Source organism: Pseudoalteromonas piscicida, assembly GCF_002208135.1.
Taxonomy (GTDB): Bacteria; Pseudomonadota; Gammaproteobacteria; order Enterobacterales; family Alteromonadaceae; genus Pseudoalteromonas; species Pseudoalteromonas piscicida_A.
Genome location: NZ_CP021646.1, coordinates 690,385 through 705,744, shown reverse-complemented (window position 1 = coordinate 705,744; position 15,360 = coordinate 690,385). Strand labels below are relative to the sequence as shown.

The following is a 15,360-nucleotide window of genomic DNA, read 5'->3' as shown; positions in this document are numbered from 1 at the left end:
TACAAAATAAAAGTGAGATTGGCCTCACTTTATTAAAATTATTGCGTAGTGTACTGGTAGATATGTAAAACACACATCTGATCAGCTATCGAACTTAGAACCACCTAAGCATTTTGGTGACTCGGGCGTCTGACCTTCTTTTTCTGAAAACTCTTCGGGTGTATAGGCATGAATGGCCAAAGCGTGAATATGATTTTGCAGCTCATCTTTTAGCACTTCATTGATTTTTCGATGACGCTGAAGCAGTCTCTGACCGATAAATTGTTCGCTTACGACAATGACTTTAAAGTGAGACTCTTCGCCACGGCTGTGCATATGGCTTTCATTGATCACGTTCAGGTGCTTGCACGCAACAGCTTCCGATATCTTGTCATAAATCTGTGATTGCATTGACATTATACTTTGTCTCCTAGAGCAATTCGTGACGCTACTATACGCCGTTCAGCGCGTATTTCCAACACTTCGAAAAGTAAGATTAATGCGCCCCTGAGTCACCTTGGCCTGCTTAGGCAAAGCATGTTGATAGTCGCGCTGACTATCACCTTGCATTATCAATAAGCTGCCCGTTTCCAATAAAATGTCGGTTACAGAGTGGCTTACTTTTTGGCGTATTTTGAATTTGCGGGTCGCACCAAGCGACAGTGAAGCAATTGTGGGGGTCAAACCGAGTTCAGGTTCATCATCACTGTGCCAGCCCATGCTGTCTTGACCATTACGATAGAAATTAGCCAATACCGCATTAAAAGGAATATTAAATCTGCGTTCTAGCGCTTGTCTGATCCCAAGCAATACCGAAGGCCAAGGTGCATTTTCAAGTAACTTTCCCGAGTAACTGTAGCGAACATCAGGATCTGCAATAAAGCGTTCAAGCCGGGGAGTTTGATGCGTTTTGCCAAATAAGGTGATGGTATTTTGCTGCCACGCTACAGTATTAAGCAGTACATTATATAGCGCTAGACTTTTATCGAAGCTAATAGCCTGTGCTCGATAGCTAAAACCGCTCGGCAAGTTCCGTGCTTTGTCTACTGCTCTCATGTTAAACTACCCGCTGCTTTTATTTATAGAACATTCACATGACGACTGATGCAATTCTAGCCGGAAACCCTTTTACGCTACATAGGCTTCCACTCGATCAAAAAAATCGTAGCTTACAAGCTTGGGATTCAGCCGACGAATACCTGTTAGATTATGTCTTTGAACATCACCGCGATGCAAACCGTATTCTCATTCTAAACGATAGTTTTGGCGCATTATGCTGTGCACTTGCTGACAAGCACTGCACGGTAGTGACCGATTCTTATGTGAGTACCCTCGCCTATGAGTATAATTTAGAGGCCAATGAACTTGCGGACGCTAAGGTTGATGTACTCACTAGCATGGATGAGCTGCCAAAAGATATCGATCTGATATTAATAAAAATTCCCAAAAATTCAGGGCTACTACAATCGCAACTCGCCAAGTTAAGTAAATTGACTGCCGACATTCCCGTAATTGCGGCTGGCAAAGCAAAGGAAATTCACACTTCTACATTAAAAAGCTTTAGCCACTTCTTAACTGAGCCAACGACTAGCTTAGCCGTAAAAAAATCGCGCTTGGTGTTCAGCAAGACGTCAGCCAAAGCCATTGATAGTAAATTCCCTGTGTCTTGGTCGCTGGAAAAAACCGATTTTACCTTGTCGAATGAAGCAAATGTCTTCTCACGAGATTCTCTTGATATAGGCGCACGTTTTTTTATCAATTACCTACCTATGGGCAAGAAACCATTGAAGGTCATTGATCTCGGCTGTGGTAATGGTGTCATCGGATTGATGACGCTCGCAAAAATGCCAAATGCCACCGTCACCTTTATCGACGAATCCGCGATGGCTGTGCATAGCGCGGAGCAAAATATCGTGAATAACCTACCTGAGCGTGTTGCTGATTGTCAGTTCGTTCAAAACGACTGCCTTACGGGTTTTGAAAATTACGGTGCGGATCTGGTACTGTGTAATCCGCCATTTCATCAGGCCAATGCGATCACCGATCACATCGCTTGGCAGATGTTTTTGCAAGCTAAGGCTGCGCTTCGCCAAGGGGGGAGTTAAGAATTATCGGTAACCGCCACTTGGAATACGACGACAAACTAAAGCGTTTGTTCGGTAACAGCAAGACACTAGGCAACAACAAGAAATTCACTGTTTTAAGTGCGATAAAGAGGAGCTAACTTCATGCGTTTTTCATTGCTGGTTATTCTGTTAACCTTGATACTTGTGGGCTGTGAAAGCTCACCACGCAGTGTCATTCTTCATCCTGAATATCAAGGACCCTCATCAAACGCGCTTATCGCCAACGTAGCTGTACAAGTAAACGACCTGCGGACCACAAAATACACCATTCGAGTTAAAAACCAAGAACCAGCGCTGTATGTACCTGATGCAAATTTACCGGTTAACTTCAACCAAGTGCTAAATCAAGCTCTCACTGCACATGGTGCGCAAATAACGCCAGTTGCTGCAACGCAAGTCACAGTGAATATCAATCGCTTTAAAGCCATTGTTGAGGAGTCCTTCTCAACTCACCAAAGTGATGCTGAAGCTGATGTCACCGTGCTAATAAATCAAGGCACTCGCAGTTTCGAAAAGCAGTATAAAGGCAGCGCTAATTTAAGTGGCCCGTTAAAACACGACCAGGCCAAAGTCGAAGAACAACTCAACAACCTAGCTCAACAGGTTGTCACTCGAATCGTTCAAGACCCTGAATTTATTAAATTTATGAGAGGAAGTTAATGAAAAAAATAATTCTAAGCTTAGCCATCCTATTATTAAGTATGAATGTACTTGCCGAAATGAACGGTAAATTTGTGCAAAAGAATAATCTATTCCCTAGAGTTCAAATCAATACCAGTAAAGGGCCAATTATTGTCGAACTAGACAGATCCAGAGCCCCTATTACAGTGAATAACTTCTTAACTTACGTTATCAACAAAGATTATAACGGCTCTGTCTTCCATCGCGTTGAGCGTGATGAAGCTAACGAAAAAGACTTTGTTATCCAAGGTGGAGGTTACGACAAAGAGTACGATGGTATGTTTGAACGCGAAGCTATCTTCAATGAAAGCGGTAATGGTTTGAAAAATGATATGTATACCATTGCCATGGCATACCAAGACAACAAACCACACTCAGGTACCAGACAGTTTTTCTTTAATATGGACGACAACGACCACTTGAACCCGGGCAGAGGCTGGGGCTTTGCGGTGTTCGGGAATGTGTCTGAAGGCTACGAAACACTTGATGCGATTATGAAAGTGGAAACCGGTTACAATGAAAAGCTTGGCTACACCTTTATACCTAAAGAACCCGTCATTATTCTTTCAGTCGAAGTGTTAAAGCAGCCAGAGTAATTACCTGTTATGTTGATATCATCTAGCTTTTCACAATATCTTGGTTATTACAAAGACAAACGCCTATTAACTGTCTTTGCTTTTGGAATAAGTAGTGGTTTCCCTTGGGTATTGATTGGCTCGGTGATGTCGGCTTGGCTTAAAGATGAAGGGTTAAGCCGTAGCACCATTGGCCTATTCGGCCTAGTATATGGCGCCTATACCATCAATTTTTTGTGGTCCCCACTCGTTGACCGTATAAAAATACCACTGATATATAATCGCTTAGGGCAAAGACGAAGCTGGATAGCAAGTTGTCAGTTCGTTATTATTATTGCCACCTTTGCATTAGCCACTATTTCAATTAAAGACCATCTTCCGCATGCTGCATTATTGTGTTTTATTATTGCGTTATTTTCAGCTACCCAAGATATTGCAATAGATGCTTATCGCATCGACATTTTGCCAGAAGACGAAAGCGAAAAGGCTACTGCTGCGGCAGCAATGGCGACTTCAGGTTGGTGGTCTGGCTATGCCTTACTTGGTGCAATTCCGTTCTTTATGGCCGATTTGCCCGGCTTTAGCTGGCCCATTATCTATCAGATGTTAAGCGTCATCGTAGTGTGTTTATTGATTGTCACGTTACTGGCGAAAGAACCAAAATCTCATCGCGAGCAAGTACAAGCACAGCTACAGAAGAGTTACGAGCAAAAACTCAACCACAGCACTTCATCAGATGCTTCTAAAAAGATTTATGCCTGGCTTGCTGTAACTCTGGTTGAACCCTTTAAGCGATTTTTTGAAAAGAATGGGGTTAAAACAGCATGTGCCCTACTCGCCTTTATTTTCCTATTTAAGATAGGAGAGGCCTTTTTAGCCCGTATGTCCATCGTATTTTATAAAGAAGTGGGTTTTACAAACACCCAGATTGGGCAATATTCAAAGCTTGGTACTGGTGTGATCACTATCGTATTTGCTTTTCTTGGCAGTATCTTTAATCACAAATACGGCATCGTAAAGGGCTTATTTATTAGCGGTGTTGCTATGGCCGCATCAAATTTAATGTTTTCTTGGATTGCGATTGCGGGCCCCAAAGAGCACCTTTACGCACTAGCAATCGTGGTGGACGGCTTTACTCAAGCCTGGTCACTGGTAGCGATGGTAGCGTTTATTTCTATGCTCTGTGATAGAGCATTTAGCGCAACCCATTATGCCCTACTTGCTTCACTTGGCAGTTTAGGTCGTACTGTGCTGTCAGGCTATAGCGGTTTTGTGATAGATGATTTGCTTGGAGGTAATTGGGCACTCTTCTTCGCGCTAACTGCGCTTATGGTGCTTCCATCGTTATTGTTTTTATATTTAATTCGGCACAAGCTTTATGCTATTGAAAAGGCGTATCATGCTAACAAAAACTAGAGGTGCAGGTCCTTGCACCTTTTACGTTTTTGCTAACTAAACGCTTATTGATCTTCTTTGATTAGCTGTAGGCCTTCATAAGGATCAACTTCTAACGCTTCGCAGTAACGTAAAAACTCAATAACATCCAATCGACGTTCTTGGTTTTCAATTTTACCGATGAATGAATGAGGTGTACCTAAAACCTGCGCAAGGCTGCGCATTGTGTGACCTTTCTCGTGGCGCTTTGATTTTAGCCACTTCGTTAGTTTGCCGTTTTCTTCAGAAGAAACCGTTTTACCCATCATAATGAAACATCTCCTACTAGATGAAAGACTAAATTATCTAAATGAAATATGCCCGTCTCATTTAGTTATTATCTAAATATTACAGTTGTAGCTTATCGAGGAACTATACAATGCAAAATGTTAAGCTTGTATGAACTCAACATTTTTCCTGTAGCACTCGATCAAGCTTACAGTTTACCCTGAATGCGGTACAACTTACCAGCTAGCTGCGGTAAATTGTGCCAAACCAGTAACACGTAGACAAAATGTTAACTTATCCCTATGTACCCAATTAGGTATAGACTAAAACACGAATAACACCTAATTAATTTTTTACTTTTTCTTAATTCATTAAGGGCTGTAATATCCAGTAACACTTTAACAAATTTTTTAAAAAATGTACCAGTATTTGAAATAAATTATTTTTCTTTAAAAAATAAAAACTTACAGCTAACATTTACTAAGTGGTTAAAAAAGAGGCTATTCCTAGATGATTCGATTACTGTTTTTACTGCCAATTCTATTGTGCTTAGGTTGGATTTACTTCCTTCGCTCAAACGGCGTGCCACTTAAGCAAGGGAAGAAAGGCTTTATCTACATCTTAGTATTTTCATCTTTTGTTTTAGGGTTTTTCGTCTTAATGATGTATCTAACGGGTAGCTTGTAACAAATAAAGGAAGTTGAGCTGTGGTGGGCAGAAACAAAAAGAGCCATGACAAAAGCATGACTCTTTAACGAAACGTAGCGCTAATTATGGTTAGACGCTGAAACTTGCACCACAGCCACAAGTCGTCGTTGCATTGGGATTGTTCACAAAGAAACGTGCGCCCTCAAGCCCTTCCGTATAATCAACGATACCGTCAATTAAATACTGAATACTCATTGGATCAACAACCATAGTGACACCGTTTTTTACGATTTCCAAATCACCCGGATTTACTTTTTCATCGAAAGTGAAACCATATTGAAAGCCTGAGCAACCGCCACCCGTTACATAAACGCGTAGCTTAAGATTGACATTCTCTTCTTCTTCAATAAGTTCCTTTACGCGACTTGCAGCTGCGTCAGAAAACTGAATTGGTAATTGTTCAGACATAGATTTAGACCCCTAATCCTGTAATCTGCAAATTATCTAATACCTGAGTATTTTAATCAAGTATAGCGTTTGCACCAATTATCTTTGATAAATAATCCATTCTGGGAAGAAAGCTTCTCCTTGTTCATACTCAAAAAAAGTTTCTATTTGTTTGTTGTCGTTGAGAAGTTTTTAACTCTGCACGCGACAGGCTTGTGCTCTGAAACTGGTGTCACCACACTTAACCGAGGAAAATATGACTATTGCCTTAGTTAAGTTGCGTTGGCACAAGGACTTAGTGTAAAAAATTTGATATTCTTAAACGGTTTACTATTGTGGAATGACGTTCATGTCGTTGGATACATTAAGACGAAGCCTTGCAAAACCTAAAACTTCAGCGCAACTGTGCCTGCTTGGTGCTGGTGCAGGCCTACTTGCGGCGATACTTATCATTGCTTTTCGTCTTACTATTGAATTAATCCAAGGTACATTTCTCGATAAACCAGATGACTTTACTGAGCTTTCTGAGCTGCACCGACTATTTTTACCTGTGCTTGCAGCGCTACTCATCGCGGTCTTTGCTGCCTTAACCGGGTTTAAGCACTATCGCTTGGGCATCCCCTATGTGATCAATCGAATCAAACACCACTACGGTCATATGCCAATTTGGAATTCTGCGAACCAGTTTTTTGGTGGTGCTGTTGCTTTGATCAGTGGCTTTTCTGTTGGTCGAGAAGGGCCATCTGTACACATGGGGGCAACAGCCGCGAGCATTCTATCAGAGCGTTTACATCTACCACTCAATGCCGCACGAACTTTGGCCGGTTGCGGTGTATCTGCAGGTATTGCGGCCTCATTCAACACTCCGCTCGCGGCGGTGATATTCGTCATGGAAGTCGTGCTCAGGGAGTATAAAATCCACATTTTCGTGCCCGTGATGTTGGCGTCAGTTATCGGTGCAATGAGCACGCAATATGTGTTTGGTAATAGTTCCGAGCTGGCACTCATTCATATCACCCCGTTGAGTTTTTGGCATTACCCTTATTTAATTATTTGTGGTGCAGCATTAGGAGCGGTTGCTTTTGCTTTTAATCAAAATCTGATGCTGATCATCAAAACTTTTAAACCCATCAGCATGTTTCCTCGCCTTTTATTAGCGGGCTTGATTGCGGGATTAATTGGCTATGCCGTGCCGGGTGCCATGGGCTCAGGTATGAGCGCTATCACGCAAGCTGTTGAGTCTCCCCATAACTTACAGCTACTTACAACAATATTGATTGCCAAGTTGATGGCGACGTTATTTGCAATTGGCCTTGGTATTCCCGGTGGTATTATTGGTCCAGTGATTGGGCTTGGGGTTATCATGGGCACATTGATGTCTTTCTTTGCGCAATTTATTGAGCCAAGCGTCGATGTTGCAGGAACTTATGGTGTACTTGGTATGGCAGGCTTACTTGCAGCAACGTTGCACGCCCCACTTGCAGCACTCACCGCGGTAATGGAGCTGACTTCAAACCCGAAAATAATCGTTCCAGCTATGCTGGTGATCACCACCGCTTACGTAACCGCATTGCAGGCATTTGGTAACCGCTCTATTTTTATTCAACAATTGGACTTTCAAGGGCTACCTTACCAAGTATCCCCAGCAAAAGAGGCATTGCAGAAAGTGGGGATAGTGGCTGAGATGGATGAAAATTTTAAACTGCTCTATTCCGACGATAAAGAGCAGATAAAGGAAACCCTATCCGCGGTTGATAGCCAAACACCGCTCATTGTTTATGATGAACAAAGCGGCTACCGCTTAGCCGAATACGATTTAAACTTAATCTCTGAGGGCAGCGTATCGGTCTCTTATATCGAGCTACAAGGACTAAGCACACAAGCGACTTTAGCAGATGCCTTTGATGTGTTAAAAGATAAACGCTCAGGCGCGGTATATATATACAATCAAAAGGATGATAAACAAATACTTGGGTTATTGCGATGGGACCAAATTCGTCACATACTCACCACCAGAAACAGTTTACTCTAGCCTAAAAAGTGGAATTTATAATGAGCTTATTGCTAACGTATAAAGCCTTACATATCTTTTTTATGATTGCCTGGTTTGCAGGGATTTTTTATCTGCCACGTCTCTTTGTGTATCACGCGATGACTGAAGAAAAATCTTGTAGCTCAATGCTCAAAATCATGGAGCGCCGCCTACTCTATTTTGTAACCCCATTTGCTATTCTCACCGCGGTGTTTGGAGTCTTAACGATTACAGAATATGGACGTGAGTGGTTTAAACATAGTATGTGGCTGCACTACAAACTGACCTTAGTGATTTTACTTTATATTTATCATGGTTATTGCTTTAAATTGCTTGCCGATTTCAAACATGATCGCAATCGTAAAAGCGACAAGTTCTATCGTTTTTTCAACGAATTTCCCGTACTAATCCTATTAGCCATTGTCTTTCTTGCCGTTTTAAAACCTGCACTGTAACCGTGCATTATTGGGGGTACTTGGGTATAATATGCGCCCAAGTAACCGCCCGCAATCTGCGTGTTATCTGGTTGGGTGAGCGACCTTGCAACCCGGTAGTCAATTTGTCTTTAGGAATCGCCAAATGTTCAGTTTCCAAGGTGAAAACATTCTTTCTGTCAATCAATTAGACAGAGATTCAATTGAACACATCTTCTCCATTGCCAAAAAAATGGAACCCTATGCTAAAAAGCAAAAACGTACCCAAGTACTTAATGGGGCGATTTTGGCAAATCTATTTTTTGAACCAAGCACGAGAACACGCGTAAGTTTCGGCACCGCATTTAACCTGCTGGGCGGGCTAGTCCGCGAAACCACCGGTATGCAAAGCTCAGCACTGGCAAAAGGCGAATCTTTGTATGATACCGCCCGCGTGATTTCTGCTTATGCTGACGCCGTGGCAATGCGCCACCCAGACGCAGGCTCAGTTGCCGAGTTTGCAACCGGTTCCGACGTTCCTGTTATCAACGGTGGTGATGGCCCTAATGAGCACCCGACTCAAGCACTGTTGGACCTACTGACAATTGACCGAGAGCTTAGCCGCTTTGGTACCGGAATTGACGGCATGCACATCGCCCTAGTCGGTGATTTAAAATACGGCCGCACCGTGCATTCTTTATCAAAGTTACTGAGTCACTACAAAGATATCCGCTTTACAATGGTTGCACCGGATGGCTTACAAATGCCTCAGTCTATTTTAGATGTCGTAGACAATGCTGGTCACCGTATTGAAGTCGTGTCTAAGATGGAAGGCAATTTAGCTGCCGATATCGTTTACCAGACTCGTATTCAAGAAGAGCGTTTCCCTTCTCAAGAAGAAGCAAACAAATACCGTGGTGGCTTTAGGATCAGCCAAGCAATTTATGACGCTCACTGTAAACCTAGCTCAGTATTAATGCATCCACTACCACGCGACAGCCGCAGCGATGCAAACGAGCTAGACAACGACCTAAATAACAACGACAACCTAGCTATCTTCCGCCAAGTTCAAAATGGTGTATTGATCCGTATGGCACTTTTTGCCCTAACGCTAGGTGTTGAAAACCAAGTGGAAAAACACGAGGTAGAAGTACCTTGGTTTAGCCGCAAACGTGAAAGCTAAAAAGGATCGACAATGACAATTAGTCAAGACTTATTCAAACGCGCCCAAGACTCAATCCCTGGAGGTGTTAACTCTCCTGTTCGCGCTTTTAATGGTGTAGGTGGTACGCCACTATTTATCACCAAAGCCGAAGGCGTTCACACCTTTGATGCCGATGGTAAACAGTACATTGATTATGTGGGTTCTTGGGGCCCGATGATCTTAGGTCATAACCATCCTGAGATTAAACAAGCAGTGCTTGAAGCGGTTGAAAATGGCCTATCATACGGCGCGCCGACGGAAACTGAAATCCTAATGGCGGAAAAAGTAAAAGCGCTAGTACCATCTATTGAAAAAGTGCGTATGGTAAGCTCTGGTACAGAAGCGACCATGAGCGCTATTCGCCTTGCTCGTGGTTATACTGGCCGCGATAAGATCTTAAAGTTTGAAGGCTGTTACCACGGTCACGCTGACGCTTTGCTTGTTAAAGCAGGTTCAGGTGCACTTACCATGGGCGTGCCTAACTCCCCTGGTATTCCTGCCGACTTTGCTAAGCATACGTTAACGGTTTCATTTAATAACCTTGATGAAGTAAAAGCAATTTTTGAGCAGTACAAAGATCAAATCGCGTGTGTGATCATCGAGCCAGTTGCCGGAAACATGAACTGTATTCCACCGGTAGAAGGCTTTTTAGAAGGTCTACGCGAAATATGTACTGACAATCAAAGTGTGCTTATCTTTGACGAAGTCATGACGGGTTTCCGTGTTGCACTTGGTGGTGCTCAACAGTACTACAACATCACCCCTGACTTGACCTGTTTAGGTAAAGTGATTGGTGGCGGTATGCCAGTGGGTGCGTTTGGTGGTAAAAAAGAAATCATGGATTACATCGCCCCTGTTGGCCCAGTTTATCAAGCGGGCACGCTATCTGGTAACCCAATTGCTATGGCTGCCGGTTTAAAAGCGCTAGAGCTACTTTCAGAAGAAGGGCTACACGCAGAGCTTGAAGCTAAGAGTAAAGCCCTGTGTGAAGGCTTCCAAGCAGCTGCTGATGAGGCTGGTATTGCACTTACGACTAACTACGCAGGTGGTATGTTTGGCTTCTTCTTTACTGACGCTAAAAAAGTAACCAGCTATCAACAAGCAACTGAATGTGACCTAGAGCGCTTCAAAAAGTTCTTCCACCTGATGCTAGATGAAGGCGTTTATTTAGCGCCATCAGCATTCGAAGCAGGTTTTGTGAGCACCATGCATTCTAACAAAGAAATCGAAAAAACTATCGACGCTGCAAAGCGTGCATTTGCCAAGTTATAACCACAGATTAAAACTTGCATTAGTTTGTATTTAAAAAGCCCGTTCAGGGCTTTTTTTGTTTTTTCAGCTACGCTTTGAATAAATTTGTGGGAGACACAAAGCATTAGTCAGGTGGGCTGTGCTAGGGTCAACAAACCCTAGCAGCCAATACTTGGCTCAACACCTAGGTCTTGGTTCGAACATGCTCTCTCTAATAGGCAACTGCAATACTGGACCACAACTCGGAGGCGATTGCTTACCCGTTTTCGGATTGATAAACGCCCAGCGAATGGACTTTGGACGCTCATCTACAATCGCCTGTGGGTTCAGCGGTTTGAGGTAACGAATATAGAGCTCTAGCGCACCTTGGCTGCCCGTTAATCCCGTAGGCTTATTATCATCACGACCAATCCAAGCAACAGTGACCGTATTTTGGTCAAAACCTGCAAACCAGCTATCTCTTAAATCATTACTAGTCCCCGTTTTTCCTGCAAGTTGAATAGAGGGAAAGTGAAGATTGAGACGTTTAGCTGTGCCTTTTTTGGTTACGCGCTTCATGCCATATTTCGTCATGTACACCGCATCGCTGTCTAGCGTTTGGCTTTTTTGCACAGGGTGTTCGTACACAAGCTTACCCAGTGAGTCGGTGATAGCCATGACACTGGTCAACTCGCTCTGCTTACCATCTGCAGCAAGTGTGGTGTAGGCCTCTGCAACATCAAAACTGGATAGCTCTAACGCGCCCAACAATAAAGAAGGATAAAGTGGAATCGACTTAGAAACACCAAGCTCATTCAAAGTTTGCGCGACTCGATTAACACCCACATCCAAGCCAAGATTTACTGCTGGAATATTGATACTATTGCTGAACGCTTCAAACATTGGCACTTGGCCTCTGAATTTATGATCAAAGTTCTCTGGAGACCAGACCTTACCTGAGCCGTCCGTCACTTCAAGGGGGCTGTCATCCAGTAGCATGCCCAAATGGTAGTTTGGATTCGACAAAGCACTCAAATAAATAGCGGGCTTGACCAATGAGCCTATATTGCGCTCGGTATCTAATACCCGATTAAAACCTGAAAACTTCAACTGACGACCAGCAACTAACGCCGATACCCCCGCTTTTTCAACATTAACTGACAGCATCGCGGTTTCTAGATCTTCCGTTTTGAAGCGGCGCTCTAAGTAAGGTAAGCCCTTTTTAACGGCATCTTCCATCGCCGTTTGCTTTTGTAAATCGAGGTAGGTAAAAATCCGAATTCCAGAGTCGACAATGTCATCATCAGGCACGAGTTTCTTTAACTCGCGATTCACCAACTCCAAATAGCCAGGATAAGACTGCATACGGCTCGCTTTTAGCGGTTGTACGTCAATCGGCCTTGCCAGCGCTGCGCGATACTCAGGCGTTGTGATGAGGCCATTTTCCACCATCAGCCTTAAGACTAAATCACGCCTTTCCATTACCCGCTCAGGATAGCGTCTTGGGTTATAAAAAGATGGCCCTTTAACCATCGCAACTAACATAGCGACTTGGTCAAACTCAAGCTCGTCTACCGGCTTACCAAAATAAAAATCGGCCGCAAGCCCCATACCATGAACGCCTTGATTATAGGCTTGTCCCAAAAACACTTCGTTTAAATAGGCTTCAAGGATTTCATCTTTGCTATAACGGAAATCTAAAATCAATGCAATGAACGCTTCATTCACCTTGCGGATTAAGGTGCGATCTCTGGTGAGATAAAAGTTTTTTGCGAGCTGTTGCGTGAGCGTACTGCCGCCTTGTACGGTTCGCCCTGCTTTAATGTTGGCATACAGTGCACGTAAAATAGACAGCGCAGAAACACCATGATGTTCGTAAAAGTCTCTATCTTCTACCACCAGCAGTGTTTCTTTTAAAATATTAGGGAATTTATCGAACGGAACAAACTCTCTGTCTTGACGGGATTCATTGCCGATCCGGGCAATTTGCACTGGCTCTAAGCGAGCGCCAGCTAAGCGTCGACCTTGATTATCAACAATATTTGCAAGCTTTTTACCAGCAAAATTAAGCGTAAAAATACGCGCAGCTTCTGGGCCATCGTAGAATTCGAACGCGCGACGATGAATGGTGATTGTGCGACCTTGAACGATATACTGACCGGTACGGCTGATACGATTTACACGAGAATAGTTAAGCCGCTTCAGCTCCCACAGCACTTCATCCTCATTAAGGAACTGATCAGGAAAAAACTGCATCGATCTGGCATAAACCTGAACGGGAAGTTCCCACTTATTGCCCTCAAACTGCCGGCTTATTTTCGCGTCTAAATAGATGATATAAATTGCTACAAGGAATATCGCCGCAATAGTCCCCTTCCAAAAGAAAGACCACAATGTGCTCAGTATACGGCTTTTAACTCTTTGCATCTTAGAACCGTTTTGCTGGGTATTGTTTTTACGCGAAGTGTTCGCTTTGACGTTTGATTTTTTGGCAGGTGTTCTTTTCTTTTTATCCGTCATGACCCAAGTAAAACTAAAAAATGAATCGCAAGATGGTAGGGTAACCTAAATTAACAACTGCTGAAAGTAGAATAATATTTATAAAGAAAAGTGAGCCCTGCTGGACTCACTTTGTTTAGACAACGAGAACTTTACAATATTGACCGAGAGCCAACTGTATTACTATATTACTGTCCGCGAACTGTCACGAACTCGGGATAGGCATCTACGCCACAATCATGTTGATCCATACCACTTAACTCTTCTTCTTCGCCAACGCGGATCCCCATGCTTGCTTTCAATACACTCCAGACGATATATGAAGCAATGAAAACAAAACCTAAAATAGTGATAAGCCCCACAGCCTGACCTTGGAAAGTAGCGTCTGAGTTTGAAAATGGTACCGTCATCACACCTAACGCCCCGCATACACCATGAACAGAGATAGCACCTACAGGATCGTCAATTTTTGCCTTGTCTAGCGCGACGATACTGAACACCACCAAAGCACCACCTAACGCGCCGAGGGTAAGCGCCAATACAGGTGTTGGAGAAGCCGGCTCGGCGGTAATGGTAACAAGACCTGCGAGTGCACCATTAAGCACCATGGTTAAATCTGCCTTGCCCCACATTAATTTACACACCAACAGTGCAGCAACCGCACCTGCAGCCGCCGCCGCATTGGTATTTAGCATGATTTGGCTAACCGCAATGGCATTTTCTTTGTCTGCAAGGAACAGTTGAGAACCGCCATTAAAGCCAAACCACCCCATCCACAAAATAAAGGTGCCCAGTGTAGCCAGTGGCATGTTGGAGCCAGGAATTGGGTAGATCTCACCATTTTTTCCATATTTGCCTTTACGCGCACCAAGTAACAGGACACCCGCTAGTGCAGCCGCAGCACCGGCACCATGCACAATGGCAGAACCGGCGAAGTCCACGAAGCCAAGCTCAGATAAGAAACCACCGCCCCACGTCCAATAGCCTTCTAACGGGTAGATAAAGCCAGTTAACACCACACAAAATGCTAAAAACGCCCACAATTTCATACGCTCAGCAACAGCGCCCGAGACAATTGACATGGCCGTGGCAACAAATACAACTTGAAAGAAAAAGTCAGATTGCAGTGCATGGTCGGCATCGTCCGCAGCACTGCCTATGAGTGCGCCTAGACTTGGTAAAACTCCGCCTTCGGCATTATCGACATACATGATGTTATAACCAATAAGCAGGTACATAGTACAAGCAATGGCGTACAGTGCGACGTTCTTGGTTAGGATTTCAGTGGTATTTTTTGAGCGCACTAATCCCGCTTCAAGCATGGCGAACCCAGCTGCCATCCACATAACTAAGACGCCAGATATCAGAAAATAAAAAGTATTTAATGAAAATTGTAGTTCTATTATTGTATTTTCCATTGTTCGGATCCCCTCAAATGGCTTCTTCATCAAGTTCGCCGGTACGGATCCGAACAACTTGGTCTAAGTCGTAAACAAAGATTTTCCCGTCACCAATTTTTCCAGTGAACGCAGCCTTTGTAACCGTTTCCACAACGCGCTCAGCGTTTTCGCTTAACGTCGCAATTTCTATTTTTATTTTTGGAATGAAATCGACTTGATATTCTGCACCGCGATATAGTTCGGTATGACCGCGCTGACGTCCAAAGCCTTTAACGTCAACAACCGTCATGCCTTCAATCCCCAGATCGGCTAACGCTTCACGTACCTCATCAAGCTTAAATGGTTTTATTATTGCACTTATCATTTTCATGCTGAGTCCCCTTAGGACAGTTGATCCTGTTGTATGCAGTAATCCAACCTTTGTGCCAAATTTTTTATTCCTTAATTAACAATGAATTAAAATG

Annotated in this window: 15 protein-coding genes and 1 pseudogene; 9 read left to right on the top strand and 7 right to left on the bottom strand. The window is 43.5% G+C overall.

What is annotated here, in order from left to right; translation table 11 throughout:
• Window positions 1-81: 81 nt before the first annotated feature.
• Window positions 82-396 (bottom strand): BolA family protein, encoded by a 315-nt coding sequence (locus tag B1L02_RS03340; RefSeq protein ID WP_088529913.1) that lies wholly within the window; start codon window positions 394-396, stop codon window positions 82-84.
• Between the two features lie 45 nt (window positions 397-441).
• Window positions 442-1,035, bottom strand: a complete 594-nt coding sequence (locus B1L02_RS03335; protein ID WP_088529912.1) for an alpha-ketoglutarate-dependent dioxygenase AlkB family protein — start codon at window positions 1,033-1,035, stop codon at window positions 442-444.
• A gap of 38 nt (window positions 1,036-1,073) precedes the next feature.
• Between B1L02_RS03335 and B1L02_RS03330 the strand changes: the two are divergent.
• The 4 genes and pseudogenes from B1L02_RS03330 to B1L02_RS03315 all read left to right on the top strand — a co-directional run bounded on the left by B1L02_RS03330 (window position 1,074) and on the right by B1L02_RS03315 (window position 4,777).
• A pseudogene (locus B1L02_RS03330) lies at window positions 1,074-2,203 on the top strand (methyltransferase).
• A gap of 4 nt (window positions 2,204-2,207) precedes the next feature.
• Window positions 2,208-2,765, top strand: a complete 558-nt coding sequence (locus B1L02_RS03325) for a YajG family lipoprotein (protein WP_088529911.1) — start codon at window positions 2,208-2,210, stop codon at window positions 2,763-2,765.
• Window positions 2,765-3,382, top strand: a complete 618-nt coding sequence (locus B1L02_RS03320) for a peptidylprolyl isomerase (protein WP_088529910.1) — start codon at window positions 2,765-2,767, stop codon at window positions 3,380-3,382. Before B1L02_RS03325 ends, B1L02_RS03320 begins: the two co-directional genes overlap by 1 nt.
• A 9-nt stretch (window positions 3,383-3,391) precedes the next feature.
• The gene (locus B1L02_RS03315; protein WP_088529909.1) at window positions 3,392-4,777 is read left to right on the top strand and encodes an AmpG family muropeptide MFS transporter; all 1,386 of its coding nucleotides are present in this window, start codon (window positions 3,392-3,394) and stop codon (window positions 4,775-4,777) included.
• A gap of 44 nt (window positions 4,778-4,821) precedes the next feature.
• Here the strand turns inward: B1L02_RS03315 and B1L02_RS03310 are convergent, their stop codons facing one another.
• Entirely contained in the window at window positions 4,822-5,064 is a 243-nt protein-coding gene (locus B1L02_RS03310; protein ID WP_017216404.1) for a helix-turn-helix domain-containing protein, read from the bottom strand.
• A 469-nt stretch (window positions 5,065-5,533) separates the two neighbouring features.
• Here B1L02_RS03310 and B1L02_RS24225 point away from each other — a divergent pair, with 469 nt between their 5' ends.
• Window positions 5,534-5,710, top strand: coding sequence for a hypothetical protein (locus tag B1L02_RS24225; RefSeq protein ID WP_010372233.1), 177 nt, complete (start codon window positions 5,534-5,536; stop codon window positions 5,708-5,710).
• A gap of 90 nt (window positions 5,711-5,800) precedes the next feature.
• On the opposite strand, the gene erpA is transcribed toward B1L02_RS24225, so the two are convergent.
• Window positions 5,801-6,139 carry an iron-sulfur cluster insertion protein ErpA gene (gene erpA, locus B1L02_RS03305; RefSeq protein ID WP_088529908.1) on the bottom strand — a complete coding sequence of 113 codons (339 nt, stop codon included), beginning with the start codon at window positions 6,137-6,139 and terminating at the stop codon, window positions 5,801-5,803.
• A gap of 328 nt (window positions 6,140-6,467) precedes the next feature.
• On the opposite strand from erpA, the gene B1L02_RS03300 reads away from it, so the two are divergent.
• The 4 genes from B1L02_RS03300 to hemL all read left to right on the top strand — a co-directional run bounded on the left by B1L02_RS03300 (window position 6,468) and on the right by hemL (window position 11,039).
• A complete protein-coding gene (locus tag B1L02_RS03300) occupies window positions 6,468-8,150 on the top strand; it encodes a chloride channel protein (protein ID WP_088529907.1) in 1,683 nt (560 codons plus the stop codon).
• A 20-nt stretch (window positions 8,151-8,170) separates the two neighbouring features.
• Entirely contained in the window at window positions 8,171-8,605 is a 435-nt protein-coding gene (locus B1L02_RS03295; RefSeq protein ID WP_010606087.1) for a CopD family protein, read from the top strand.
• Between the two features lie 124 nt (window positions 8,606-8,729).
• Window positions 8,730-9,746, top strand: a complete 1,017-nt coding sequence (locus tag B1L02_RS03290) for an aspartate carbamoyltransferase (protein WP_010372246.1) — start codon at window positions 8,730-8,732, stop codon at window positions 9,744-9,746.
• Window positions 9,747-9,758: 12 nt separating this feature from the next.
• On the top strand, window positions 9,759-11,039 hold the full coding sequence (gene hemL, locus B1L02_RS03285; protein ID WP_088529906.1) for a glutamate-1-semialdehyde 2,1-aminomutase: 1,281 nt from the start codon (window positions 9,759-9,761) through the stop codon (window positions 11,037-11,039).
• A 156-nt stretch (window positions 11,040-11,195) separates the two neighbouring features.
• Here hemL and mrcB read toward each other — a convergent pair whose 3' ends face one another.
• The 3 genes from mrcB to B1L02_RS03270 form a co-directional block, all read right to left on the bottom strand.
• Window positions 11,196-13,517, bottom strand: coding sequence for a penicillin-binding protein 1B (gene mrcB / locus B1L02_RS03280; protein WP_088529905.1), 2,322 nt, complete (start codon window positions 13,515-13,517; stop codon window positions 11,196-11,198).
• A gap of 167 nt (window positions 13,518-13,684) precedes the next feature.
• Window positions 13,685-14,914 carry an ammonium transporter gene (locus B1L02_RS03275; protein ID WP_088529904.1) on the bottom strand — a complete coding sequence of 410 codons (1,230 nt, stop codon included), beginning with the start codon at window positions 14,912-14,914 and terminating at the stop codon, window positions 13,685-13,687.
• A gap of 13 nt (window positions 14,915-14,927) precedes the next feature.
• A complete protein-coding gene (locus B1L02_RS03270; RefSeq protein ID WP_010372259.1) occupies window positions 14,928-15,266 on the bottom strand; it encodes a P-II family nitrogen regulator in 339 nt (112 codons plus the stop codon).
• Window positions 15,267-15,360 lie beyond the last annotated feature (94 nt).

Coding starts and splice junctions, on each gene's coding strand:
- B1L02_RS03340 (WP_088529913.1), bottom strand. CDS start 396: ATGTCAATGCAATCACAGATTTATGACAAGATATCGGAAGCTGTTGCG.
- B1L02_RS03335 (WP_088529912.1), bottom strand. CDS start 1,035: ATGAGAGCAGTAGACAAAGCACGGAACTTGCCGAGCGGTTTTAGCTAT.
- B1L02_RS03325 (WP_088529911.1), top strand. CDS start 2,208: ATGCGTTTTTCATTGCTGGTTATTCTGTTAACCTTGATACTTGTGGGC.
- B1L02_RS03320 (WP_088529910.1), top strand. CDS start 2,765: ATGAAAAAAATAATTCTAAGCTTAGCCATCCTATTATTAAGTATGAAT.
- B1L02_RS03315 (WP_088529909.1), top strand. CDS start 3,392: ATGTTGATATCATCTAGCTTTTCACAATATCTTGGTTATTACAAAGAC.
- B1L02_RS03310 (WP_017216404.1), bottom strand. CDS start 5,064: ATGATGGGTAAAACGGTTTCTTCTGAAGAAAACGGCAAACTAACGAAG.
- B1L02_RS24225 (WP_010372233.1), top strand. CDS start 5,534: ATGATTCGATTACTGTTTTTACTGCCAATTCTATTGTGCTTAGGTTGG.
- erpA (WP_088529908.1), bottom strand. CDS start 6,139: ATGTCTGAACAATTACCAATTCAGTTTTCTGACGCAGCTGCAAGTCGC.
- B1L02_RS03300 (WP_088529907.1), top strand. CDS start 6,468: ATGTCGTTGGATACATTAAGACGAAGCCTTGCAAAACCTAAAACTTCA.
- B1L02_RS03295 (WP_010606087.1), top strand. CDS start 8,171: ATGAGCTTATTGCTAACGTATAAAGCCTTACATATCTTTTTTATGATT.
- B1L02_RS03290 (WP_010372246.1), top strand. CDS start 8,730: ATGTTCAGTTTCCAAGGTGAAAACATTCTTTCTGTCAATCAATTAGAC.
- hemL (WP_088529906.1), top strand. CDS start 9,759: ATGACAATTAGTCAAGACTTATTCAAACGCGCCCAAGACTCAATCCCT.
- mrcB (WP_088529905.1), bottom strand. CDS start 13,517: ATGACGGATAAAAAGAAAAGAACACCTGCCAAAAAATCAAACGTCAAA.
- B1L02_RS03275 (WP_088529904.1), bottom strand. CDS start 14,914: ATGGAAAATACAATAATAGAACTACAATTTTCATTAAATACTTTTTAT.
- B1L02_RS03270 (WP_010372259.1), bottom strand. CDS start 15,266: ATGAAAATGATAAGTGCAATAATAAAACCATTTAAGCTTGATGAGGTA.